The following is a 24,435-nucleotide window of genomic DNA, read 5'->3' as shown; positions in this document are numbered from 1 at the left end:
TGTTATAACACTATCTGCCCCTGTGCATGAAGCACTTTTGGTGGAAAATAAGCAGAACTAAATTAGCGAATGAGTGACGGCATCTTAGAGCGACAACAAAACCCAGCAGACACTTCGGCTTCCACCGAAAAGAAGGAATCCGCACGCAAATCCGTGTTCGGAAGTCTGAATCAAGACCTGAAGCAGGCCTTGGACACATGGGATGTCCTCACCGAACAAATGAGCAACAAGATTTCCCCTGAAGAAGAGCAGCTGCAGGAAGTCAAAAAACTTCTCGGCGAACTCAAATCCAAACTCCAAGAATTCGGCGAATAAACATTTACCAAAAACCGTTCAAAAAGGTTCAGCCGCGAGGCGGAGGAGAACAGGAGTCCGACAACGAAGTCGGATGGGCCTTTTTCAACGGTTTTTATCGTGCTTGCTGCCGCCTAGGCACTCAGGTGATTCAAATTGCATTGTGGATTTTTGCTTTTCCCACTCTGTAGGCGTTAAGGTCTTTTGCGTCAATGCGTGTAAACCGCTTTGAAGTTCTTCTTTAAGAAGATCATTGACCATTCTTTGACGATCGATGCGTGATTTGCCTTCAAATGCAGCAGAAACAATCAGAACTTTGAAATGAGTTTCGCTTCCCGGAGGAACAGAGTGCATGTGGCTCTCGTTTTCGATCTCCATGTGAATTGGAGCGAGAGCCTTTTCTAGAATTTCATTCAAACGGGAAGCTCGGGACATGATTTAGTAGTTTTTCTTTTCAATTTTAGATTTCACGAAATCGATGCCCATCTTCGCCATAGCGATGACACCTTTTTCTTCTAACTTTTTCTCGACATCTTTCGCTGTACGCAAAGCTTTGGCCGCCGCCATCTGCGCAATTGGATTTCCGACAGGAAGACCTTCAAACTGACCATCGTGTTTCCATTCATCGGCCACAGTGTCAGCAAGCTCCATCACTTTCGGAGCTTTTTGACGAATCAATTCGCTTCCGTAAAATTCCAAGTGAACTTTGTCAGAGTTGTGACCGTGCGTGTGTTCGGAAGGTTCGTCACCAAAAGCCGGACCGCCTTCAGCCACCATTTCCGCTTCCGCTTGCACTTCATCAACGTAGACATCGTGCTGAACGCCTTCGTTTTGCGCTTCGGTGTTAATCGCTTCTGCTTCATCAGCCGCTTGTTCAGTGGCTACATACTCTTCTTCCGGAGCATGTTCAGCCGCCTCATGATGAGGGCGACGCTTTTGATGCGTTTTAGACTCCGGATGCGCTTTCGCATGATGAGCTTTGGAGTGATGTTTCTTTTTACCGTCGTAATTTTTGATTTCTGGCATAACAACCTCTTAGACAAATCCTAACATTTCACGTGTCACAAAATCGTAATCCGCTTTCACCGGAGATTTTCCGGCAAAAAGGCTTTTTCCCGAACGAACGGTGTTTTTCACCTCTGACGAAGTTCGAATATAACCCTTCATCAGGGAATCCTCAAAAGATTCGATGCACTTCTGTAAAAGTTCATGACTCGTGTTTTCACGGCCGTCGAACTTCGTGAAAAGAATCCTTTTGGTGAATTCCAAATCGAAATCACGCTTGATATCGTCAAGCTCAGTCAAATTCTTCTGCAAACCTAAGAACGCAAATTTATCGGGGTTCACCGGCAAGATCACTTCATCCGACGCCACCGTCACGGCCGTATTCACTGCACTCAATGCCGGAGCGGTGTCGATCAAAATAAGATCATAGCGATGCTTGATCTTTTCAAGCGGACCTTTCACGATTTGCGCCCAATTACGATTGGAATTTAACAAAACACGATCCAAAACTGAATTGTTTAAGGAAGACGGAATGAGGTCCACATGCGGTTCTACAAAACGCACACACTCTTCAATACTTTTGCGTTTTTCTGCAATATCCACCCAGACCGGAAGACTTTCGTCCTCGACACCCAAGGCAAAACTTAAATTTGCTTGCTGATCCAAATCGATAAATAGAACACGCGCGCCATACATCGCCGCACGCAAGCCCATGTTCAACACGGAAGTTGTTTTCGCAACTCCGCCCTTGAGCATTTGAATGGAAATGACTTTGTGAGGATATTTGTAGCCTTCCGCAAGCAAAACCGCGCGAACTTCCTCAGGCATCAGCCACAAGGATTTGATTTTTTTCTTCAGTGCGGTTTCGGCCTTCTTTTTGACTTCGCTGGAAGAGATTTCCATGAAAGAGGCCAAATCACTGAGAGTGATGCAAAATTCCTGCTGCGCCAATGTGGACATCGGGACCTCCTCTTGCCTCAAGGGTACATAGAGGTTTTCGCAAGGGCAAGAACAGCGCACAGAGTTATTATCACAACCCAGGAGGACTAAAATCTTCAAGATGCTGGACCTCTTCCTTCAACTGAGACCTCATGTCTTCAATGTCAAACTGATAGGACCAGAGTAATTGCTCGCGCATTTTGCGAAACTGCCAGACTTGTTCGGGGGTCAAAGGGCGCATGGATTCGATAAGGCGACGCAAATGCAGATCCACCTCCCTTTTAAAATCGCCGTAATCAGTATCATCTTCCGTATCAAGAAACTGCAAGAATTCTTGGACTGCGGGATTCATAGCCACCTCATTCCCCTATTGTGCCTTGCCTCTTAAACGGGACAAATACTGAGGCCGCCTCCTATGCCAAGAATCAGGCCTGTTTCTCTCCGGCTGGGAACTTTTTTCTCGTTCTTAAGCCCCACGAAGCGCCTTTCTGAGACCTTCGTTTTTATTTCCGTGCATTCCTAGGCCGTCTCCCGTAGAAATCCAGGACACATTTTGAAGGACCGCGAATGAAACCTGTAACTAAACTTCCTGTTGTCGAAAAATCTAAAAACTGGCTGATCGTGAATAAACCGCCAGGAATTTCTGTTCATAACGAAGCAGGTGACGTTCGCAGTGTTCTTAAAAAGCAACTGCACCCAGGAACTTTCCATGACATCTACCCCGTTCACCGTTTGGATAAAGAAACCAGCGGCCTTTTGATTGTCGCTACCGAACAAGAAACCGCTGCCAATTTGTCAGAGCAATTCCAAACTCACAAGGCGGAGAAAATGTACTACGCCGTTTTGCGTGGAGGCATGGACGTATCTGAAGAATGGCAAGAGTGGTCGTTTCCCATTTCTGACAAATCCGAAGGCCGTAAAAATCCACAAGGTCTTTTGAAAGATCGCATGGACGCAAAAACTTTGTACCGTGTGATGAGCTCTAATAAATTTTTCTCTTTGGTAGAAGTGCGTTTGCTCACAGGCCGTCAACATCAGATTCGTAAACACGCGGCTTTGGCAAAACATGCTATCGTCGGCGACACTCGCTACGGCGATCCAAAGTACAACGACAAAATGGCAGAGATCTACAAAAACGAACGCATGTATCTGCATGCATTCCGTTTAAGCTTGCCAATTGGAGGGCGCGTGCAGACATTTGAAACGCCTCTGCCAACTGATTTCCGCGAACTCATGAAATAGATTTTGATAGTCGGCAGAAAAGTCATGATTCGCTTTTTGAGCGAGCGAGGGCGCGCCACAATCGAATCATGAAATCTTTGATGCCGTTCTTATTTATCATGGCAATCATTGGCTGCCAAAACTCAGGCTCTGCGACAAACGCCGACTTTGTCGGTCCTCGCGAGTATGTAGGTGACCCTGGGGACTTTATAGGAAACTGGGAAGGCCCTTGCCTCGTCGAAGAATCAATCATCTGCAAAGCTGAAATGCGCGTGAACATGGTGCAAAACCAGTTTTTCATTCAAGTGGGCTATTCGATCGGAAAATCTTTTTTTAGCACTGTCTTCGAGCCTCGCCGCATCTCCAAAAACGCCTTGATAGACCCTGAAACCTCGATACAAACCGGAGCCATTGATAAGGATGGTTTTTATCTGACTCGCAAGCACGTCGGCAAGATCATCGTTGAACTTAAAAGTGCCGGAGCCATTGCCCTTTCTATTATCCAAGAAGAGAAAAGTAAAACCACCCGCATTACAGGCACAATCAAACGCATAAGCCCCCGTCCCTGCGACGCTTTTGGCTGCTTAGGCGAGAACTAACTTATTTTTTACTGCCAAGCTGACTGTCTAATTTTGAAAGAAAGTTTGCGACCAGGTCCTCACGCTCTTGTCCTACAACAGGACGTGCTCCTAGAGGATATTCTTTGTAGAGTTCCTTCGGAAGCTCCAACAGGAATCTTGAAGGCGTCACAGGACGAACTGCCCCGTTTTTCTTGCGTTGCTGACAGCGTGACATCACCAAGCGTTTTTTCGCACGAGTGACACCGACATAGAACAAACGACGTTCTTCATCAATATCAGAGCCCAAGTTCTTGTGCGGTAAAAGATCTTCTTCAAGACCCGCCAAAATAACAACAGGGAACTCAAGACCTTTTGAAGCATGCAAAGTCATAAGCTGGATTTTATTCGGCTCTTCTTCTTCCTGAGACATATCATCGCGTAAAAGCATCGAGTCTACGAAGGACTTGATATTTTCAATGTCATAGGAGCGACGACCTAAGTAAGAATCTAAAATACGACCAAAGATTTCAACGACCATCCATTTTTTTTCAGCACTTGTCGGATCAGCCGCTGTGCCATAGACGTATTCGCGGTAACCGATGTTTTGAAAGATCTCAACCATCTTAGCACCCGGCGAAGAACCCACCTGGAAGTCTAAAATGTTTTTAGGAAGGTCTTCGATGAATTTCATTAAATTATCAATCGATTCCCCGGCTTTGTCTTGCACTTCGGCTTCCTTCCAGAAACGGCAGGCGTCGACAAAGTTGATTCTTTTTTTCAAAGCGAACTCACTGAGTTTTTCAATCGTGGTGTCACCAATGCCACGTGAAGGCACGTTGATAATACGACGAAGAGACACTTCATTCGGAGCCAAGGCTTGTTTTAAATACGCCATCAAATCTTTGATTTCACGTCGATCAAAAATCGAAGTTCCACCGGAAATACTGTAAGGCATATTCGCACGACGCAAAGAAGACTCAATCAAGCCCCCTTGTGTGTTCGAACGATAAAGAATCGCAAAGTCTTTGTATTTATAACCTTGGCGTTGGAAATTTAAAATTTCAGAAACGACGAATTCACACTCGTCTTCTTCACGATCAAGCACAAACAACTCAGGAAGTTCGCCTGTATCTTGCGCTGCTTGAGAGCGCAAGATCTTGCCATGGCGGTTTTTATTCTTAGAAATCGCCGCATTGGCGATGGCAAGAATTTCTGCTGAAGAACGATAATTTCTTTCAAGCTTAATCACTTCGCAGTTCGCGAATTCCTGCGGAAAGTTCAAAATATTTTTTACTTCCGCGCCACGCCAGCCGTAAATCGACTGATCGTCGTCGCCAACAACAGTGAGGTTGTTATGAGACTTTACGATCTGCGCGATCAAATCCATTTGCATGCGATTGGTGTCTTGGAACTCATCCACCATCACTTGGCTAAAGGAATTTTGAACTTTTTCTAAAATATCTGGATGCTCTTTAAAAAGCTGCAAGGGTTTAATCAAAAGACCTTCAAAATCCACAACGCCCAAGTGTTCTAGGCGTTTTGCAAACTTCGGCGCTAAGACTTCTGCCATTTCATGGTATTCGTCAAAAGCTTCGTTTTGCACGGCAAGGCCCGTACGACGGTCATTGATCATCGAAAGAATTTTATCGACATCAAATTTATCTTTGCCGGAATTTTTAATATCTTTAATCAAGTCTTTCAGAATGGAATTGCAATCGCTTTGATCGACGATTCCAAAGTACGGAGACAGATTGGCGTGTTTGTGAAAACGACGCAAAATTTGCAATCCAAAAGAGTGGAAAGTCCCTGCCCAGAGACCTTTCCCAGTATTGCCCAACTTTGCTTGCACGCGGTGTTTTAATTCGCGCGCGGCTTTGTTTGTGAACGTAAGAACGCAGATCTCTTGAGCCTGTGCGACTCTTTCAGAAATCACTCGTCCCGTTCTTGAAACAAGAACCGTCGTTTTACCTGAACCCGCACCTGCTAAAATAAGCAAAGGGCCGTAATTGTGTTTTACGGCCTTCTGCTGCTCGGGGTTCAACCCTTTAAGCCAATCCATGAAATCTCGTATCTAAAAACTACTAAGTGCGGTTGTGAATAAGAGTGCGAACTTCGTCTTCGAAAACCACTTCGATTTTGTCAGACATCGCGTCTTTGATGAAACCCATCCCGAATTTGGGATGTTGAAGTTTTGTGTTTTTCTCAAACTTAGACTTCATATTGTAAGACGCCGTTGGAGCGCCTTCGTTCGACATCAACATTTCGTATTCGTTGCGGTGGCTGGATTTGCGTGAGTTCAATGTTTGCTCACGTTTTTTCGCCGCCGCACCCGTCAATGGTTTACCCGTGCGAGTTTGCGCTTTCGGAAGAGAGTACGTCTTTTGCGAACCGCAGATTTCGCATTTGATTTTCGCCGAAGTCGAAGACGTGTGAGCTAGAACTACGTGGTATCTATCTGCATCACATTTCTTACAGAACGCAAAAAAAGACTTCGCGACAGGGGGCAGGGTATTCATCGACATTTTTTCTTCCTATCTAGTATTGTTGTTTCAAATTATAAATCATCAATTTTTCATCTAACTTCTTTTGAGCGATCTCACCTGCGCTGAGGTAAAAAGGCCCTTCACTGCGCTCAATGCGCTGTTGGAAGTTCAACATGCTCTCTTCATTTTTCGGATCAATGAAAGTTCCCGTTGGTCCGTAGTTTTCCAAGAACGCCAAGTCAGGTTCCTTATTGAAGAACTTTTCCCAGCAGTGCGTATTTACTTGCACACGATACGTGATCGTCTTTGCATGCGAGTGCACCGGAGCATAAGCACCGATCACTTCCAAGTGACCGTAGTGAGAGTGTAGTTTTAAAGCCGGGCTCCCCCACTGAGTCATTCCTGAACACTGTTCGACGTTAGCATACCACAAACCGAACGCTTTTGACAGAAAGCCCAGACCGTAAAGTCCGCCGTCTGGAAGCAATGAGTTGATCGAACACAGATTGTGCGCCACCCACTCCCCGCGATGCATCGTTGGAATGATAATGAAGAGAGACAATGGCACCCAGTCCATCTCATCCAACGAAGTGATTTCTTTCATCACACCGGATGTTTTGATGGGAGAACCTGTTGCTGGATATTTTTTGGGATCAAGAACTTCACGCATCTCTTTTGTAAGCGCGGAAGGTTTTGCGGCGAATCCCGCAACAAAGCCTGGCATCACAGCGCAATCGTAAAAAACCCAACGAGGCATGGCCATATTCGAAGGACCAAATGCACGCTCTTCGATGGAGTAAATGCGATCTGCGAAAGCGATCTCACTGATATCGAGAGGATCTTTAAAGACCGGTTCTTTTTTAAACCAATCCAAACGATGAACGGAGCCTGGCAGTGCGATTTGATTTTCTGGACGAACAAAAACATAAGGGCGAATATCATCGCGCTCCATCCAGCTCGCTTTTGCCAACAACGAATTCATTCTACTTAACTCCAATCATTTCCCCAGGTTTTACTATCTTATCAAATTCTTCGCCAGAAAGGAGTCCAAGATTGATGGCTTCTTCGCGCAGTGTTGTGCCATTTTTATGAGCAGTTTTGGCTATTTTCGCCGCATTGTCGTAGCCAATGTGAGGATTCAACGCTGTTACAAGCATCAAGGAGTTGTCGAGGTGCTTCTTAATCTGTTTTGTGTTTGCTTCAATGCCGACCACGCAATGATCCGTGAAGGACTCACAGGCGTCCGCAAGCAAACGGATTGAGTTGAGCACGTTATAAACAATCAAAGGCTTAAACACATTGAGTTCAAAGTGCCCCGTGGCTCCGCCTACACTCACGGCCACGTTATTTCCCATCACTTGCGCACAGACCATGGTCATGGCTTCGCACTGAGTGGGGTTCACTTTTCCTGGCATGATTGAACTGCCCGGTTCATTTTCCGGCAAATTCAGCTCACCAATACCGCAGCGAGGTCCAGATCCAAGCATACGGATGTCGTTGGCAATTTTCATCAAGGACACCGCAACAGAGTTCAGTGCACCACTCACTTCCACCAAAGCATCGTGAGTCGCTAAAGCTTCAAATTTATTTTCAGCAGAGACAAACGGAAGCTTCGTTTCATGAGCAATAGCTTTTGCCGCTTCTTCTGCAAATTGCGGATGAGTGTTAAGTCCGGTGCCCACCGCTGTTCCACCCAAGGCCAATTCATAAAGATGCGGCAACGTGTTTTTCACTCTTTGAATGGAGTGTTTCATTTGAGTTGCGTAGCCAGAAAACTCTTGGCCGAGTGTTAATGGTGTTGCATCCATCAAATGCGTGCGCCCGATCTTCACGATGTCTTTAAAGTCTTGTTGCTTGTGCTCCAAAGCGCGGTGCAACTTTTCCATCATTGGAATTAAACGGTGATGGATTTGCTCTCCGACGGCGATGTGCATCGCTGTTGGGAATGTGTCGTTAGAAGATTGACCTCTATTCACGTCGTCATTGGGATGAATATCTTTGCTTGGAAGTTTAATACCCATCATGTCCATCGCACGATTGGCAATCACTTCATTGGCATTCATATTTGTTTGAGTGCCAGAACCTGTTTGCCACACCACCAAAGGAAAATGCGCATCGAGTTTTCCAAGGATTACTTCGTCGGCGGCTTTTACAATGGCATCGGTTTTCTTTTGATCCAAAAGACCCAGCTTGTGATTCGTCAAAGCGGCGCATTTTTTAAGAATTCCTAAGGCGCGAATCATTTCTCGAGGGAAACGGTCTCCACCAATACGAAAATTCTGCGTGGATCTTTGTGTTTGTGCTCCCCAGAATTTATCTGCTGGCACTTGCACTTCACCCATAGTGTCTTTTTCTATGCGAAAACTTTGTCCCATCTTCTACTCCAGTTCCGGGCTCTGCCCTTCACACTTTGCCGTGACGGGCGACTTGCCCGACGTGAGCTTGATCTGTTGGATAAATAACTAGTTCTTGAATATTCACGTGAGCTGGACGTGCCACACACCACGCAATGGTTTCTGCAATGTCAGAAGCTTGAAGTGGCGTCATGCCTTCATAAACTTTATCGGCCTTGGCTTGATCGTTAAAACGCACCATCGAAAACTCTGTGCTTACCATGCCGGGTTCAATATTCGTCACGCGAATTTTACTTCCTAAAAGATCCATGCGCAGTCCTTCAGACAGCGCACGCACGGCAAACTTTGTTGCGCAGTAAACGCCACCGCCTGGATAAGTCCAACGTCCCGCAACAGAGCCTAGATTGACGACGTGGCCCGAATTTTTACGGACCATGTGCTCGATCACTCCGCGGGTCATGAAGAGCAAACCTTTGATGTTCGTGTCGATCATTGTCTCCCAATCATCTAATGAAGACTCTTGCATCTTGTCGGTGCCTTTGGCGAGGCCGGCATTGTTCACTAAAACCTCAACTTGAGAAATTTCTGTTTGATGTGAGTTTAAAAACTCACTCACTTCAAAACGATCTGAAACATCAAACTGCGCAAGCTTCACCGAAACGCCGGGAAATTTACTTTTAATTTCTTTTTCAAGCTCTTGAAGTTTTTCCTGACGGCGGCCCGTCGCTAAAATTGAAAATCCTTGTCCCGCCAGAGCCAAAGACGTGGCCCAGCCGATACCTGAAGTGGCTCCTGTGATTAGTGCCCATTTCGCCATAGTTTCACCTCAAACTAAAACGATAACAGCCCACTCTCGTAAAGGGTATCAAGCACCTCGATAATGCCCTGCAATACAGATAGGTACGGCGTACCTTTTCTGGTAGCTTCGCGTCGACGACGGACGTCTGTGGAGAGTGGGAAAATATGAAATGTCCCTGTGGTTCTGGAAAATCTTATGTTGAATGTTGTGGTTTTTATCACTCAGGGAAAGCGTTGGCTCCGACAGCGGAAGCTTTGATGCGCTCTCGCTATTCGGCGTTTGCTAAAAATCAAATGCAGTACTTGCGTGACACGACAGACCCACAAACCTTGGATCAGATCGACGATGAAGCCAACAAGGAATGGGCTGAACGAGCGAAGTTTTTAAAACTTGAAATCGTGCACGCCGAAGAAAAAGGCACAAAAGGCACGGTCGAGTTTAAAGCTTTCTATTCCGTGGATGATGAAGAGTATGTTCATCACGAAGTCAGCACCTTCCGCAAACAAGCGGGCGAATGGTTTTTTAAATCTGGAAAAATCAAAGACGCTGCTTCAGCTTCGGGCCAGCGGCCCTCCGCTCTGCCGGCGTCCGCCGAGGAGAAAAAATAATGAAATATTGGCTGATGAAATCCGAACCGGATGTTTATTCCATTGATCAACTCCACAAAGATAAAACAACTCCGTGGGAGGGCGTGCGCAATTACCAAGCCCGCAACTACATGCAAAAAGACATGCAAGTCGGTGATCTTGTTTTGTTCTATCACTCAAACGCGGAACCACCTGGGGTAGCTGGTATTGCGAAAGTTTCGAAACTAGCATTCCCTGATAAAACTCAGTTTGAGAAAAAATCGGAATACTTTGACGCCAAAGCCACGAAAGAAAAACCTATTTGGTTTTGTGTGGAAGTCGAATACATTGCGAAATTTAAAAATCTTGTGAGCCTTTCTGACCTTCGCGATAACGAGAAGCTTGCTGATATGGTTGTTTTACAAAAGGGCTCCCGTCTTTCTGTTCAGCCTGTGGAAAAGAAACACTTCGACATCGTTAAAAAAATGGGTGGCCTTTAATTCATGAAACTGTTTTTGGCTCCGATGGAAGGTGTGGTGGATTGGGTGATGCGTGATACGCTGACTCGTATTGGTGGTATTGACCAATGCGTGACAGAGTTTTTGCGAGTCACAGATCGTCTGCACCCTGAAAGTGTTTTTTATAAAAACTGTCCAGAGCTAAAAACAAATTCGCGCACTCGTTGGGGAACACCCGTCTTCGTGCAACTGTTGGGTGGCCATGCTGAGCCTTTGGCATTAAATGCACAAAGAGCCGTGAAGCTAGGCGCCTTGGGTGTTGATTTAAATTTCGGCTGCCCTGCTAAGACGGTGAACCGTCATGACGGCGGAGCAAGTCTTTTAAAATCCTGCGATCGCGTTTTCACCATCGTCGATACAGTTCGCAAAGCCATTCCCGCTGAGATTCCTGTGACGGCGAAAATCCGTTTGGGATTTGACGATCCTACTCGCTGTGTTGACATTGCCCAAGCGGTGGAAGCTGCCAATGCCACTTGGCTCACAATTCACTGTCGTACAAAGACCGATGGTTACAAACCACCTGCGTATTGGGAATGGATTCCACGTATTAAAGAAAAAACAAAAACCAAGATTATCGCCAATGGAGAAATCTGGAACGTTGCCGATTTTCATCGCTGCGTGGAAGTCACGGGCTGTGAAGACTACATGATCGGCCGCGGGGTCATGAGCAATCCGTTCATCTTTAAACAGATCAAACAAAGTCTTTCCCAAGAACCAGTGGAAGACATGTCCTGGGAAAAAGCGAAACCTCTGCTTCCGCAATTCTTTGAAGCGAGCACGCTTTATATCAACGACTACTTCGCGGTTTCTCGCACGAAACAGTGGTTGAAGGCTTTGTCTTTAAAAAATGGCGAAGCGAAACAAGTTTTTGATGAAATCAAAATTCTAAAAAAACCGGCTGAGTTTAAAGAATATCTTGAGCGTATCTGTCAGTAGAAATTAAAACATTTTTTGAAAAATCCAATACGGACTTTTTGCTTTGATCACGTGCAATTTAAATTCGCGCGCAATCCACTCCATGCTTTTTTCAGAAAAGAACACGACGTGCGTAAGATCACGACGATAATGCCAATCATGAAAGGCCGCCTCCCCGCGATGAGCGGAGGTCATAACACCTAAAAGGCCGCCGGATTTTACAAGACGAAGCAGTTTTTCAATTTCTTGGCGTGGATTATAAAAATGCTCCCACACCTCAGTGCTTGTGACGAAATGATAAGTGCGACGAAGCTGGTCTTGATCTGGGTGATAGAACAAATCGTAGTTCGACGTTTTATAACCCTTCATCTCAAAAAGGACTGAAAGTGAAGGCTTCGGACCACATCCAAAATCCAACATCGAAAGTTGCGTGCGCGCAAGGCCTGCGGATTTAAAATAAGTATCGATGTCTTTTACTAAAGGCTCTAGAAAAGCGATGTGTCCCGCACTTCCCTGATTTTCGTGATTGTCGTAGCGCGCTTTTTCATCTTGCGGGCTCAAACGTTCTACAGGATTCATAAAGATGAGATCACACTCGGCACAATGGAAATAGCTTCTCTCCGGCTTTTTCTCTACTTTAAAAGGTGCTGAATGGGGGGATTGGCATAGCAGGCAATTCATCTTAAAATCTACTGCCTTAATTCTGTGCGAGGACTCATTTCGATAGAGCCCTCAAAAAATTTCGCAACTCCTGCCGTCATCTCTTCGATGTTTTTTGCTTTCGCACAAATTCCCACCAAAGTATTTCCAAACGGCAGCCACACACTTGTTGTGCGCACATAGAAACGCACTTTTCTCATCGCAAGGTCTTCGCCAAAATAATGACGGCAACGCTCGATTAGTTTTAATAAACACTTTCCGTACTCAGCACCCTCTTCTTCAGCTGTGCGAGGAGCTTTCAGACCTTCTTTACCTAAAGGAGCGGCAAAACCTAAGTCTTCACCGAGCTGCCACAACATCCACGGACGAGCTGCCAATCCGCGACCGGCCATCGCCATATCGCAACCGGTTTCTTGCAGCATCATGATCGCATCTTCAGAAGTTTGAATATCGCCATTTCCAATCACAGGAAAATCAACCGCCTTGTGAAGCTGCTTGATTTGCTCCCAATCCGCCGAACCGCGGCGTTTCTGTGCTGCCGTTCTGGGATGCAAACACACCCAGCTTGCGCCTGAATTTCGAAGACCTGAAACAAAGCTTAAAAGCTCGTCAAATTCTTTGGTACTTCCCACCGCCCGCAACTTCACACTGACAGGGATCGACGAATTTTTGACGGTCATACGCACGACTTCAGCGGCGTAATGAGGATCACCCATCAAAGCCACGCCGTAGTTATGCTTAAGAGCCTTTTGCACAGGACAACCCATGTTGATGTCGATGGCTTCCGCTCCCCACTCAATCAAACGCTTTACACTTTCCGCGATGGCGTCTTCTTCATTTCCTAGAATTTGTGGAACTAAGCCCGTTTCGTGGGACGCACGCATTGTCTCGGGTGTCTTTTCTAGATTTTCGCCAGGAATACGGCGGGAGTTAAGCATTTCTGTCGGCCAAATTGTGAATGCGTCTTGCGGCAGATATCCGCGCATCACTTCACGCAAAGCTACGTGTGTCAGTCCCACCATGGGTGCCAAACACAAAGGAAAGTTCACCTTCCCATTTAAGATGGGTCTGTGAAGTCCTAGTTTATTTGTGGAAGAACCTGCCATATCCAAAGCCATGAGCGTCGTTGTACCCGGAAGGCCTTCTTCTGGCAATGGGTTTAAGGAATGAGACAGGCTCCGAGAGCCTCTACTTCCCGCTCTAAGCCCTCGTAATTAAAGAAAATATTTGACCCTACGGTCGTTGCATTCATGCGGACCGTTTTTTCTGCCGGATCAAAGCACGCTGAAGTTCCTAGCATAAACTCAGAAATTCGTTCGTTATCGTCGAAATTAAACAGGAGGGGGATAATGATCTGCGGTTGAGCCCCAAATTCAAATTTAATCCCTTTAAGATGAAAAGCAATCTGCACTTCCGAGTTCACATTGTAGTCGCCAGCTAAGGTGATCAGTTGTCCAGCTTCATTGAATGACCAGCGAGTGCCGTGCAGGCGGAGTTTAGTCTCTGCATTTTCATAATCAAAGTAAGGAAGCCCGCAAAGATCCGGGAAAGTTTGGCGAATAGCAAGAAGGCGGATTTGTCCCTGCGGAAAAAAGGAGACCACGGTTCCAACGTCGGTCGCCTCTGCAGCACAACGGCTGTCATAGACAAACTTTCCACGTTTAAAATTTTGCACGTTATCTAAAGTCGCCGACTTCAGATGATCCTGATCAAAAAAATCGACAGGAATCTTGTACCAACCGCCCTCTAATTTTTTCTCACCAACTACGATGATGAGATCACCATAATCAGCTTTTGAAAAACGCAGCTCTTGCAGTGTTAAGATGTACTGTTGATAACTGAGTTTTTGAAACTGCTCCGAGTTTAAAAGTGCATTGAAATAGCGAGCGGCTTCCGAGCTTTCGTGAATATTCGGAGGAAGGGTGAGTTCTCGATAGATCAACTCATGCATCACCAAAGCGGCCTGATTTTCTATAGAGAGCGCTTGCCACAAATCCAGATTAATCACGTAGCGAAATTGATTTAAAATATTAGGCGCTCTTTGAAAAACCACCTGCTCTAAAGAACAATTTTTTGGAATATAGCCAAAGCCAATGTCCCCTGTCGGATTGAACTTCGCATTAGGAATAAACTCCGCTTCTTGAAAAAATTCTTTATACCAACGGCGATACAACGAAGCCCGCGATTTATTGTGTTTATCGAATTTAGCCAAAAGATATTCAATTCGCTCATCCAGGCTGCCGAGGGCCCGACTATCAAAGCTCATTTTGTAGCGAACTTGCGCCTCATAGAGATCAAAAACCATCAGCGCTTTTTCGTCGCACATGACGACGAAACCACCGTTCCCTTTTTCATACCAGTCTCCACCGCCTAAAGCGAAAGACAGACTTGGTAAAAGAAAAAGAAACACGAAAAATTTTTTCATTTTAATTCTCTTTCGAAAGAGGAAAGAGTTGGACATTGATCATGTAAACCTGGCTCTTCTTTCCTTGCGAAAGAAAATTAGCGAGCTTACGACGGAAAGTGCGGATCATCTGTTTGGCTTCGGGAAGTTTTTTTTCGTCCACCGCCAATGTGATGGAGGACAGATCTCTTTTCTCTACGGCAACCGCTGAAATATTATCCACGATATGGCGAAGAGCATCTTGGTGAGAGAGGCGCAAAAATTCGTTAGGCACGTCCGAAGAAGTCGCTATGGGACCTTTTTCTACCAGAGCTTTTCCGTCTTCAATGGTTATAAACTTCAAGCGCTCCAGGCGTTGCAAAGAAGATTCAACGATAGAAGTAGGAATTCCCAATCGTCGCGAAATCCACTCCGAATCCAATCGGAAATCTTTGGTGGAAATCAAAGACAAAACCGCAAAGTGATACCACTCCACCACAAGAGCGAGTTCATCATCACGCAAGATGCGAGGATCGACAACGCTGCGAGACTTTTTATCGATCTCTGTAAGATAACAAAAATAGGCTTGTTGTTCTTTATCAAGTCCCAGTTTCTCTGACATTTTCTGAGCCGCTGTGGCGGTGATGGGACGCTCGCCTGCGAAATACTGCGTGACTCGGCCTGGATTAACACCCAAAAGACGTGCGAACGCCCGCTGTGAATAGCGCGGATTCTTTGCCTTACGTTGATTAAATTGTGCGAGCAGAAATTCTGAAGATCTGGACATGAAGGAAGTCGTATTGCGACTTCCTAGAAAGTGTCAAAAATAAAAATGTGTTACACGTTTTGCTTGGGAATTACTTTTGAGCCGACGCCCCAAGCATTTCAGGAGCAAAGTATTTCACAGCTTCGTAGCCACCGAACAACAAAGCAGAGAAGAAAAGATCACCATAAATTTGGTTATCAAAGAATGGAATCGCCGCCACATAGCAGTTCACAAGACCTTGCCATGTGGGAGCGTACATTCCTTCCATCGCCCAAACACCGAAGTTTGAAATCAGGAAGAACAAAGAACTTGTTACAAGGGACAAAGTTCCGATACGCACAACACTCTTTGATTCACGCAAAGTCCAACCCAAAAGAACGATCGCTGCGAAAGCCACGTAGACAAAAACCATTGTCGAGTGCAGACCTAAAACAAGATCGCTTACGAACAACGCTGCCAAAGGAATGACCAAAGACAATTTTTTAGATGGGAAGTAAGCACCACCAAAAAGCGCCATCGCTCCGATTGCTGTAAAATTCCAGGGATGTGGAATCAAACGACTGAAAGCTGCTGCAAGCACCATCAAAACCAAAGTCATCAATTGTGTCATAGTCTTCTCCTTGAGTCGCTGCTGCTGCAGGCTCCTGGCCTTACGCTCTGCGGGCTACCGCTCACGAATTATCATTTATTCATTCTATTGTCCACCAGTTCTTGGACTACACCCGGCTCTGACAGAGTTGTCGTGTCACCTAATTGATCTGGATGGTTTTCAGCGATCTTACGCAAGATTCGACGCATGATTTTCCCTGAGCGCGTTTTAGGAAGTCGTGGTGCCCACTGAATCAAGTCCGGAGTCGCAATCGGGCCGATCTCTTTTCTCACACACTGGATAAGGTCCTTGCGAAGCTCCTCACTTGGCGTCTCTCCGGTCTTTAAGGTCACAAAAGCGTAGATCCCCTGACCTTTGATATCGTGAGGATAACCAACCACCGCAGCTTCAGCGACTTTGTGGTGCGACACCAAAGCCGACTCAATCTCAGCCGTTCCCAGACGATGCCCCGAAACATTGATCACGTCATCCACGCGACCTGTGATCCAGTAGTAGCCATCTTCATCACGACGGCAACCATCCCCTGTAAAATAAAATCCGGCGTAATTAGAAAAATACGTATCTTCAAAACGTTTGTGATCGCGGTACACCGTGCGCATTTGTCCCGGCCAAGAATCTGCAATTACCAAAACACCTTCGCCAGGTCCGGAAATTTCTTGTCCTTCATTCGTAAGAAGTTTTGGCTGAATACCAAAAAAAGGACGAGTCGCCGAACCCGGTTTTGTAGGTGTGGCTCCTGGCAGAGGAGTGATTAAAATTCCTCCCGTTTCGGTCTGCCACCAAGTATCAACAATAGGACAACGTTTATTGCCGACAACATCGTGATACCAAATCCAAGCTTCTGGATTGATGGGCTCTCCGACAGAACCTAAAATACGCAATGACTGGCGAGACGTCTTCGTGACGAAACCATCCCCTTCACGCATTAATGAACGAATGGCTGTTGGTGAAGTATAAAAAATCGTGACTTGATGTTTATCTACAATCTCCCAAAAACGAGACGGCGTTGGGTAATTCGGAATACCTTCGAAGAACAGCGTCGTCGCTCCATTTGCCAGAGGGCCATAGACAATGTAACTATGCCCTGTCACCCAACCAACATCCGCAGAGCACCAGTAAATATCGTTTTCATGATAATCAAAAACATACTGATGAGTCATGCTGGCGTAAACCAGATAGCCGCCTGTTGTGTGCAACACTCCTTTGGGTTTTCCCGTCGAACCTGATGTGTAAAGAAGGAACAATGGATCTTCTGCATCCATGTGTTCCGGTTCACATTGATCACTGACTTCGTTAATAAGATCGTGGTACCAGAAATCGCGATCCTTCTGCATATCGATTTGATTGTTGGCGTATTTAACAACAACGACCTTTTGTGCGATCGGAGCTTTTTGCAAAGCCTTGTCGATGTTTTCTTTAAGAGCAATCAATTTGCTTCCACGGTAACCAGCATCGGCCGTGATAACAAATTTAGATTCTCCGTCATTGACTCGGTCAGCGATAGAGTCCGGAGCAAAACCGCCGAAAACAACCGAATGAACAGCACCAATACGCGTGCAAGCCAGCATCGCAAAAGCAGTCTCTGGAATCATAGGCATGTAAATCGTGACAACATCGCCTTTTTTTACGCCCATTTTTTTTAGAACGTTTGCAAAACGACAGACTTCTTTGTGCAGTTCTTTGTAAGTGATTTTTCTGACTGGAACAGAAGGATTGTCCGGCTCCCACAGCATAGCGACTTTATCACCACGCTTTGCCAAGTGGCGGTCAATGCAGTTGTAAGAGACATTGAGTTTTCCGCCTTGGTACCATTTAATGCTGACAGGTTTTTTGAAAGAAGTCTCTTTGACCTTATCCCATTTTTTAAACCACTCTAATCGCTCCGCTTGTTCGGCCCAAAATCCTTCAGGGTCTTTGACCGAACGTTCGTACATTTCTTTGTACTTCTCTTCATTGATAAAAGCATTTTTAGCGACTTCAGAGGGAACAGGATAAATTTCTTTGTGCATATAGACCTCACCTTTAAATCGTAATCCTTAAGAGGCTGAGGTCAAATTTATAATTTCGTAAGTTGCTGCGCAAAAATTCCTGTCCCCAATATGAGAACGAAGACACCAAACGCCGGTTTTAATTGGGCCTCTGAAGTTCTTTTTCCTAAATAGGAACCGACAAAAATCCCGCCAACAGCAATAGATGTGACCAAAAGAAGAAAACTGAAATCTACAGCGGTGTTGACTGCCACGTCACTTGCAAATCCCAAAAGTGAGTTCACCGCAATAACCCCCAATGAAGTGCCCACGGCGTGTTTCATTGTGAGTCCACCTAAAACGACCAAAGCCGGGACAATAAGAAAGCCTCCTCCGGCGCCAACAAAACCAGTCACGGACCCCACCAAGAAAGCTTGTAGTGCAAAACTCAAAGGAGCCGTTTTTTCAACCAGGGCTGTATTCTTGCGCGGACGCAACATCGATAGAGAGGCCGTTAACATCACAAGAGCGAAACTGGTCATCACTAAAAATTCTTTCGAGACATTCCAACTTAGCAGATTCATATTTTCCGGAATGTACGGCATTAAAAACCGACGAATAAAAAGAACTCCCAAAAAAGAGGGGATCGCAAAAAGGACCCCGCTAGATAAATGGATGTTCCCCGCCTTCCACGCTTTTGCAAATCCAACAGCACTAGCGACACCCACCACAAAAAGCGAATAACTTGTCGCTTGCGTTGGTGGAAGTGCAAAGAAGTACACAAAAAGAGGCACTGACAAAATCGAACCTCCCCCACCTAAGAGCCCCAAGGAGACTCCGATTAAAGCGGCACCTATGTATCCTAGAAGCTCCATATTATCTCCTTTAAGTCGTGATTTTCGAATACAAACGATGTAGCAGCATTCCCGCAATCATCGCGATCACAAAGTAAATAACTTTTTCACCGCCCGTTCCAAGTGACGTCAGCGCAGGACCCGGACAATACCCAGCAAGGCCCCATCCGATACCAAACAAAGCGCTGCCTATGATTAAGGGCTTCGTGATTTCCTTACTTTGGGGCACATGCCATTTGGTATCAAAGAGCGGACTTTTCTTTCCGCGAATCCAACGATATGAAATCGCGTGAACAGGAATAGCCCCCATCATCACAAACATCAGTGACGGGTCCCAACCGGAACCCAGAGTCAAAAAGCCTAAAACTTTTTGGGGTTGGGTCATTCCCGAAATGGCCAGCCCCATCGCGAACAACAAGCCCACAATTAAAGCCATCATTGCTTGAAGAACTTTTTGATTTTTCATTTTAGGCTCCCACAAGATTTTTAAATAAAGTTGCGATCAAAATTCCCACCGCCATAAAAACCGCCGTCGCGGCCAAAGATCGAATCGACAAACGTGATATTCCGCAAACGCCGTGGCCACTGGTACAACCACTTCCCATCACAGTGCCGAAACCGACGAAGAGTCCCGCCAAAATCGTGACAGAGAGGGAGCGTTCCGTTTGTTGGAAAAGTTGAGGTTGATTTATGGCGACGATCGCCCCGCCTCCGATGAGTCCCAATAAAAAAGCCCCCCGCCACAGTCTTTCACCAGAAACGAAACTTAAAAATCCGTTGGCAATGCCACTGATTCCCGTCACCCGTCCGTTAAAAATCAGCATAAGAGACGAAGCAAGTCCTATCACCATTCCTCCAACGAGGGCCATCACGATACTTTCCATTTTTAAACCCCTTTTTGAATTGGCAGTTTCAATTCATTCCAGCGGAGCATACCGCCGACCATATTTACAGTATTTGTAAAACCCATTTCCTCACTGAGCAACGTCACTTGTCCAGAACGGGCACCGCTGCGGCAGACGAAAATAATCTTCTGTGCCGGATTAGCACTTTTGAGGAATTCCAAAACTTCATTTCCCAAAGGCAAAAGTCTTGCTCCTTCAATATGTCCCAACTCACCGACAAATTCTTCGGGAGTTCGTACATCAATGAGAGTCCACTCATTCTGTTTCAATTTGACTTCTTCGCAAGTAAATTCACGCATAGAGTCCTCGCTTTTAATGCTTCACTTGGACTCCATCCTAAAGCTATTCTTCTTAAAACCTTTATGTTCGCGGACATATTTAATTCCATTTTCTTTATGCCCGCCATCATAACGGTCGGGGTTTAAGCAGTCTTACTCTGAGATCAGCTTTAAGCCTTAAATTGAGGAGAATGACCATGGCTTTACAAATTCAACATTTCTTCGATCCTGCGACATCCACTTTGACTTACGTTGTACATGACCCAAAAACTTTGGATGCCATTGTGATTGATCCTGTTTGGGATTATGATGCCGCCTCTGGAAAGCTCAGCACAAAGTCTATCGACTCAGTGATCGCTTACCTTAAAGAAAATAAGCTAAACCCCCATTACGTTCTAGAGACACATGCCCATGCGGATCATTTGTCGAGTTCACAGCTTTTTAAAAACTTCTTCCCGAACATCAAAGTTGCTATTGGTGAGCGCATCACAGAAGTACAAAAAACTTTTAAAACGGTTTTCAATCTTTCCGACGTCAACACCAACGGAAAGGATTTTGATCTTCTTTTAAAAGAGAATGACGTTTTAGAAGCGGGCTCTATTAAAATCAAAACTCTTTTTACTCCGGGCCACACACCGGCCTGTGCTTCGTATTTGATTGACGATGCACTGTTCACGGGTGATGCGATCTTTATGCCGGATTCAGGAACAGGCCGTTGCGATTTCCCCCAAGGAAGTGCCGAGGCTTTATATAGCTCTGTGACTGAGAAAATTTATTCTCTTCCGGAAAAGACACGCATTTTTGTCGGTCATGATTATCAGCCTGAAAACCGCGAGCTTCGCTTTCAAACAAGCGTTCAAGAACAAAAAGAAAAAAATATTCAACTGAGTGCCAAGGTTAAAAAGGCAGATTTTATACGCTTCCGCCAGGAGCGTGACGCGACTTTGTCAGCCCCAAAACTTTTGTATCCAAGCTTACAAGTGAATATCCGTGCAGGTCATTTACCTGCTCCAGAAAGTAATGGCGTTAGCTATTTGAAGTTACCCTTGAGAAAGTAATAAGTCGCGGTTGAGAATCACGATCTCTCGACCGCGCTGTTCAATCAAACCGTCATCGACAAATTTAGCCAAAGTCCTAATCACTGTAGGCGTTGTACTTCCGCAGAAATCAGCAATCTCTTGTCTTGTCCAATCGTATTGAGGATGAAGTTCCTTGAGATAGACGACCGCTTCAGCAATACGAGCTGTGGCGTCTTTTTCACTTAAGATCAACTGTTTGGCTTCAGCCTGACGAAGCTCTTTAGCGAGAGTTTCTAAAAGTTTTTCCGCTAAGTCACAGTTTCCCTTCATGCGCTCGCGCATTTGGGATTTATTTAGAAAACGAATTTGCGATTCATCGATCACTGTGGCCGTTGCATGATATTTTTCCTGAGCAAACAGGCTGCGATGACCAAAAATTTGACCTTGTTTAAACAGACGAACCAGATGATCTTTACCGGATTCTCCCCAAAGCGCCAACCCCACGAGGCCTGACTCCACAAAATAAATATTCTGCGGCTCTTCACCGGCACGATAAATCACGTCACCGCGCTTGAATGTTTTTAAGGGAGCCTCTGCAAAGAGTTCTTTAAATTCGACTGTATTCATAGAAATTGTGCACTCAGCGCGAAAAAAAAGCCGGGTCTATTCAACCCGGCTTCGAAAAGGAACATTCTTAGTTTACGTCTTTGTAGTCAGCGTCGATCACATCGTCGCCTTTGTTTTCAGAAGACGATTCGCCGCCTGACTGTTGACCACCACCGCTGCCGTCGCCGCCACCTGCTTCACCTTGAGCGCCTTGCTTTTTGTAAAGCTCAGACGTCAATTTGTGAGTGATCGCTTGCAACTTCTCAAAGTTTGACTTGAGTTCATCCGCTTCAGCGGCTTTGTTCTCAAGAACTTTTTTCGCATCAGCAATCGCGTCGTTCGCAGATTTCACCTCAGCTTCAGGAAGTTGAGCGCCTGAATCTTTGATCAACTTCTCAGTTTGGTAAACCAAGTTGTCGAGGTTGTTTCTTTGTGTTGCCGCTTCTGCTTTACGTTTATCTTCTTCAGCATGTCCTTCAGCATCGTTCACTGCGCGCTTGATCTCTTCTTCAGAAAGACCTGATTGCGCCGTGATCTTGATCTGTTGAGACTTACCAGATGACATGTCTTTTGCATTTACATGCAAGATACCGTTGGCATCGATATCGAATGTCACCTCAACTTGAGGCACACCACGTGGAGCTGGAGGAAGACCTACAAGCTCAAAGCGTCCCAAAGTTTTGTTATCAGAAGCCATCTTACGCTCACCTTGAAGAACGTGGATGTCCACTGCGGGTTGGTTGTCGGCCGCTGTCGAGAACACTTGTGATTTCTTAGTAGGAATCGCTGTATTTCTCTCGATCAATGTCGTCATCACGCCACCCAAAGTCTCGATACCAAGGCTGAGTGGAGTTACGTCTAGCAACAACACATCTTTCACTTCACCGGCCAAGACACCACCTTGAACTGCGGCACCCACTGCCACAACTTCATCTGGGTTCACTGTGCGGTTTGGCTCTTTACCGAAGAAGTCTTTCACTGCTTTTTGGATCGCAGGGATACGAGTCGAACCACCGACTAGAACCACTTCATCGATTTCTGAAGACTTGATACCCGCATCAGCCAAAGCTTTACGGCAAGGCTCCATAGAGCGTTTTACTAGGTCTTCTGTCATTTGATCGAATTTTGCGCGAGACAATCTCGTTTGCAAATGTTTCGGACCTGATTGATCTGCCGTGATGAACGGCAAGTTGATTTCAGTTTCTTGCGCAGAAGAAAGTTCGATTTTCGCCTTCTCTGCCGCCTCTTTCAAGCGTTGCAAAGCCATTTTGTCGTTCTTAAGATCAATACCCTGATCTTTTTTGAACTCTGTAATCAACCATTCCAAGATCACTGTATCGAAGTTATCACCACCCAAGTGAGTATCACCGTTTGTAGCGCGAACTTCGACAACGCCGTCGCCTACTTCAAGGATAGATACATCGAACGTTCCTCCCCCGAAGTCGTAGATCACGATTTTTTCATCTTTCTTTTTATCAAGACCGTAAGCAAGCGCGGCTGCTGTTGGTTCGTTGATAATACGTTTTACATCAAGACCCGCGATACGACCGGCATCTTTCGTTGCCTGTCTTTGCGCATCGTTGAAGTAAGCTGGAACTGTCACAACTGCTTCAGTTACCGGCTCACCCAAATAGTCCTCAGCCACTTTTTTAAGTTTAGCTAGAACCGCTGCACCGATCTCTTCTGGAGACACGTTTTTACCTTGTACCTTGAATGCACAGTCATTGCCTTTAGCGACAACAGTGTAAGGAACAAGTTTGATTTCTTCTTGAACTTCTTCAAATCTGCGACCGATGAAACGTTTCGCAGAGTAGATTGTGTTCTCCGGATTCGTCACAGCTTGACGTTTGGCAATTTGACCGACCAAACGATCACCATCTTTGGTGTATGCGACAACTGAAGGAGTGGTACGAGCGCCCTCTTCGTTCACGAGAACTTTAGGCTCACCGCCCTCCATAATCGCAACGCACGAGTTCGTCGTTCCTAAGTCGATACCAATTATTTTACCCATACCAAAATCTCCTTAACTTCCATGAATTTAACTGCATTTAGCACTTTAAATGTGGGGCCTTGTTCAGTTTCGTCAAGCTAGCGCAGTTCTTTTTTTATGACAATATTTTAATGAATAATTTCAGCATCTTACAGCTATTTAACTCGTGTTATCAGGCACCCTTAGGCATTATGGGTCCTCGCTCCTCTCTTAAATACCCAAACATTTAAGCCCCTCTAGGCCTCGGCGCAAACCCTTCAACGCCGGGGCCTCAATTTTTCTAGAGCCTAACTGCCTTGTTTTGAGGCAGTGAAATTAAAAAATTTAAATCTGATTCTAATGTCGTTTTCATGAGCCCGGCGTATCCTATTTGTGGGTGAACATGCAGAACCTTTCAGAAAGGAATGAATATGACTCATTTGACTTTGAAAATGGCCGCCATCATCGCCTCCTCCCTTGTGATCTTCACACTCGCGCAAGCCGAAACCCGCGAAGAAAAACGTGCCGCCCGCCAGGAAAAACGCATCGAACAAGGAGAAAAATCCGGTTCGCTGACAGAAAAAGAAGCGGCCCGCCTTGAGAAGCAGCAAGAACGCATCAACGCAGCAGAAAACAAAGCCGCCGCTGATGGAGATGTCTCAAAGAAAGAGAAAGCACATCTGGAGAAAATGCAGGATCGCGCAAGTCATAATATTCATCGCGCGAAACACAATAAGAAGCGTGGTGGGTAGGATCTCTGCCCT

The 24,435-nt window shown here is 45.7% G+C and carries 29 protein-coding genes; 8 read left to right on the top strand and 21 right to left on the bottom strand.

The window, feature by feature from the left end:
* Positions 1-69: 69 nt before the first annotated feature.
* On the top strand, positions 70-315 hold the full coding sequence (locus AAAA78_RS06075; RefSeq protein WP_340590895.1) for a hypothetical protein: 246 nt from the start codon (positions 70-72) through the stop codon (positions 313-315).
* Between the two features lie 84 nt (positions 316-399).
* On the opposite strand, the gene AAAA78_RS06070 is transcribed toward AAAA78_RS06075, so the two are convergent.
* The 4 genes from AAAA78_RS06070 to AAAA78_RS06055 form a co-directional block, all read right to left on the bottom strand.
* On the bottom strand, positions 400-729 hold the full coding sequence (locus tag AAAA78_RS06070) for a BolA family protein (RefSeq protein WP_340590894.1): 330 nt from the start codon (positions 727-729) through the stop codon (positions 400-402).
* Positions 730-732: 3 nt separating this feature from the next.
* Positions 733-1,320 (bottom strand): hypothetical protein, encoded by a 588-nt coding sequence (locus AAAA78_RS06065; protein WP_340590893.1) that lies wholly within the window; start codon positions 1,318-1,320, stop codon positions 733-735.
* A gap of 9 nt (positions 1,321-1,329) precedes the next feature.
* Positions 1,330-2,259, bottom strand: a complete 930-nt coding sequence (locus AAAA78_RS06060; protein WP_340590892.1) for a ParA family protein — start codon at positions 2,257-2,259, stop codon at positions 1,330-1,332.
* A gap of 70 nt (positions 2,260-2,329) precedes the next feature.
* The gene (locus AAAA78_RS06055) at positions 2,330-2,590 is read right to left on the bottom strand and encodes a hypothetical protein (RefSeq protein ID WP_340590891.1); all 261 of its coding nucleotides are present in this window, start codon (positions 2,588-2,590) and stop codon (positions 2,330-2,332) included.
* A gap of 215 nt (positions 2,591-2,805) precedes the next feature.
* Between AAAA78_RS06055 and AAAA78_RS06050 the strand changes: the two genes are divergently transcribed.
* Positions 2,806-3,480, top strand: a complete 675-nt coding sequence (locus AAAA78_RS06050; protein ID WP_340590890.1) for an RluA family pseudouridine synthase — start codon at positions 2,806-2,808, stop codon at positions 3,478-3,480.
* Positions 3,481-3,548: 68 nt separating this feature from the next.
* Positions 3,549-4,058 carry a hypothetical protein gene (locus AAAA78_RS06045; RefSeq protein ID WP_340590889.1) on the top strand — a complete coding sequence of 170 codons (510 nt, stop codon included), beginning with the start codon at positions 3,549-3,551 and terminating at the stop codon, positions 4,056-4,058.
* Between the two features lies 1 nt (position 4,059).
* Here the strand turns inward: AAAA78_RS06045 and AAAA78_RS06040 are convergent, their stop codons facing one another.
* Genes AAAA78_RS06040 through AAAA78_RS06020 form a run of 5 tightly spaced genes read right to left on the bottom strand, consistent with a single transcriptional unit; the run spans position 4,060 to position 9,673 of the window.
* Positions 4,060-6,078, bottom strand: coding sequence for an ATP-dependent helicase (locus AAAA78_RS06040; RefSeq protein WP_340590888.1), 2,019 nt, complete (start codon positions 6,076-6,078; stop codon positions 4,060-4,062).
* 22 nt (positions 6,079-6,100) lie between these two features.
* Positions 6,101-6,541, bottom strand: coding sequence for a hypothetical protein (locus AAAA78_RS06035; protein WP_340590887.1), 441 nt, complete (start codon positions 6,539-6,541; stop codon positions 6,101-6,103).
* 13 nt (positions 6,542-6,554) lie between these two features.
* A complete protein-coding gene (locus AAAA78_RS06030) occupies positions 6,555-7,484 on the bottom strand; it encodes a hypothetical protein (RefSeq protein ID WP_340590886.1) in 930 nt (309 codons plus the stop codon).
* Between the two features lies 1 nt (position 7,485).
* Entirely contained in the window at positions 7,486-8,877 is a 1,392-nt protein-coding gene (gene fumC, locus AAAA78_RS06025; protein WP_340590885.1) for a class II fumarate hydratase, read from the bottom strand.
* A 28-nt stretch (positions 8,878-8,905) separates the two neighbouring features.
* On the bottom strand, positions 8,906-9,673 hold the full coding sequence (locus tag AAAA78_RS06020) for an SDR family NAD(P)-dependent oxidoreductase (RefSeq protein WP_340590884.1): 768 nt from the start codon (positions 9,671-9,673) through the stop codon (positions 8,906-8,908).
* 146 nt (positions 9,674-9,819) lie between these two features.
* Between AAAA78_RS06020 and AAAA78_RS06015 the strand changes: the two genes are divergently transcribed.
* The 3 genes from AAAA78_RS06015 to AAAA78_RS06005 are packed head-to-tail and all read left to right on the top strand — an operon-like array spanning position 9,820 to position 11,675.
* Positions 9,820-10,263: a YchJ family protein gene (locus AAAA78_RS06015; protein ID WP_340590883.1), complete on the top strand. Its 444-nt coding sequence runs from the start codon at positions 9,820-9,822 to the stop codon at positions 10,261-10,263.
* Positions 10,263-10,721 carry an EVE domain-containing protein gene (locus AAAA78_RS06010; protein WP_340590882.1) on the top strand — a complete coding sequence of 153 codons (459 nt, stop codon included), beginning with the start codon at positions 10,263-10,265 and terminating at the stop codon, positions 10,719-10,721. Before AAAA78_RS06015 ends, AAAA78_RS06010 begins: the two co-directional genes overlap by 1 nt.
* Before the next feature lie 3 nt (positions 10,722-10,724).
* Entirely contained in the window at positions 10,725-11,675 is a 951-nt protein-coding gene (locus AAAA78_RS06005; RefSeq protein ID WP_340590881.1) for a tRNA dihydrouridine synthase, read from the top strand.
* Positions 11,676-11,678: 3 nt separating this feature from the next.
* On the opposite strand, the gene AAAA78_RS06000 is transcribed toward AAAA78_RS06005, so the two are convergent.
* The 10 genes from AAAA78_RS06000 to AAAA78_RS05955 all read right to left on the bottom strand — a co-directional run bounded on the left by AAAA78_RS06000 (position 11,679) and on the right by AAAA78_RS05955 (position 20,098).
* The gene (locus AAAA78_RS06000; protein WP_340590880.1) at positions 11,679-12,233 is read right to left on the bottom strand and encodes a class I SAM-dependent methyltransferase; all 555 of its coding nucleotides are present in this window, start codon (positions 12,231-12,233) and stop codon (positions 11,679-11,681) included.
* Positions 12,234-12,343: 110 nt separating this feature from the next.
* Positions 12,344-13,432, bottom strand: coding sequence for a tRNA-dihydrouridine synthase family protein (locus AAAA78_RS05995; protein ID WP_340590879.1), 1,089 nt, complete (start codon positions 13,430-13,432; stop codon positions 12,344-12,346).
* A 41-nt stretch (positions 13,433-13,473) separates the two neighbouring features.
* Entirely contained in the window at positions 13,474-14,739 is a 1,266-nt protein-coding gene (locus tag AAAA78_RS05990) for a hypothetical protein (protein WP_340590878.1), read from the bottom strand.
* Between the two features lies 1 nt (position 14,740).
* Entirely contained in the window at positions 14,741-15,484 is a 744-nt protein-coding gene (locus AAAA78_RS05985; protein WP_340590877.1) for a TIGR02147 family protein, read from the bottom strand.
* Between the two features lie 70 nt (positions 15,485-15,554).
* Positions 15,555-16,073 (bottom strand): DUF6580 family putative transport protein, encoded by a 519-nt coding sequence (locus AAAA78_RS05980; protein WP_340590876.1) that lies wholly within the window; start codon positions 16,071-16,073, stop codon positions 15,555-15,557.
* Positions 16,074-16,144: 71 nt separating this feature from the next.
* On the bottom strand, positions 16,145-18,082 hold the full coding sequence (gene acs, locus AAAA78_RS05975; protein ID WP_340590875.1) for an acetate--CoA ligase: 1,938 nt from the start codon (positions 18,080-18,082) through the stop codon (positions 16,145-16,147).
* Between the two features lie 47 nt (positions 18,083-18,129).
* Positions 18,130-18,915 carry a sulfite exporter TauE/SafE family protein gene (locus AAAA78_RS05970; RefSeq protein WP_340590874.1) on the bottom strand — a complete coding sequence of 262 codons (786 nt, stop codon included), beginning with the start codon at positions 18,913-18,915 and terminating at the stop codon, positions 18,130-18,132.
* Positions 18,916-18,925: 10 nt separating this feature from the next.
* Positions 18,926-19,360: a YeeE/YedE family protein gene (locus AAAA78_RS05965; protein WP_340590873.1), complete on the bottom strand. Its 435-nt coding sequence runs from the start codon at positions 19,358-19,360 to the stop codon at positions 18,926-18,928.
* A gap of 1 nt (position 19,361) precedes the next feature.
* The gene (locus AAAA78_RS05960; protein WP_340590872.1) at positions 19,362-19,778 is read right to left on the bottom strand and encodes a YeeE/YedE family protein; all 417 of its coding nucleotides are present in this window, start codon (positions 19,776-19,778) and stop codon (positions 19,362-19,364) included.
* Positions 19,779-19,780: 2 nt separating this feature from the next.
* The gene (locus tag AAAA78_RS05955; RefSeq protein WP_340590871.1) at positions 19,781-20,098 is read right to left on the bottom strand and encodes a rhodanese-like domain-containing protein; all 318 of its coding nucleotides are present in this window, start codon (positions 20,096-20,098) and stop codon (positions 19,781-19,783) included.
* Between the two features lie 176 nt (positions 20,099-20,274).
* Between AAAA78_RS05955 and AAAA78_RS05950 the strand changes: the two genes are divergently transcribed.
* On the top strand, positions 20,275-21,135 hold the full coding sequence (locus tag AAAA78_RS05950) for an MBL fold metallo-hydrolase (RefSeq protein ID WP_340590870.1): 861 nt from the start codon (positions 20,275-20,277) through the stop codon (positions 21,133-21,135).
* Here the strand turns inward: AAAA78_RS05950 and AAAA78_RS05945 are convergent.
* Both AAAA78_RS05945 and dnaK read right to left on the bottom strand, forming a co-directional pair.
* Positions 21,118-21,723 carry a Crp/Fnr family transcriptional regulator gene (locus tag AAAA78_RS05945; RefSeq protein ID WP_340590869.1) on the bottom strand — a complete coding sequence of 202 codons (606 nt, stop codon included), beginning with the start codon at positions 21,721-21,723 and terminating at the stop codon, positions 21,118-21,120. The genes AAAA78_RS05950 and AAAA78_RS05945 overlap by 18 nt on opposite strands.
* 67 nt (positions 21,724-21,790) lie before the next feature.
* Positions 21,791-23,713, bottom strand: a complete 1,923-nt coding sequence (gene dnaK / locus AAAA78_RS05940) for a molecular chaperone DnaK (RefSeq protein ID WP_340590868.1) — start codon at positions 23,711-23,713, stop codon at positions 21,791-21,793.
* Between the two features lie 410 nt (positions 23,714-24,123).
* On the opposite strand from dnaK, the gene AAAA78_RS05935 reads away from it, so the two are divergent.
* Positions 24,124-24,423 carry a hypothetical protein gene (locus tag AAAA78_RS05935; RefSeq protein ID WP_340590867.1) on the top strand — a complete coding sequence of 100 codons (300 nt, stop codon included), beginning with the start codon at positions 24,124-24,126 and terminating at the stop codon, positions 24,421-24,423.
* Positions 24,424-24,435: the final 12 nt, after the last annotated feature.

The organism is Bdellovibrio sp. BCCA, from assembly GCF_037996825.1.
GTDB lineage: Bacteria > Bdellovibrionota > Bdellovibrionia > Bdellovibrionales > Bdellovibrionaceae > Bdellovibrio.
This window is presented reverse-complemented; position numbering and strand designations above follow the sequence as displayed.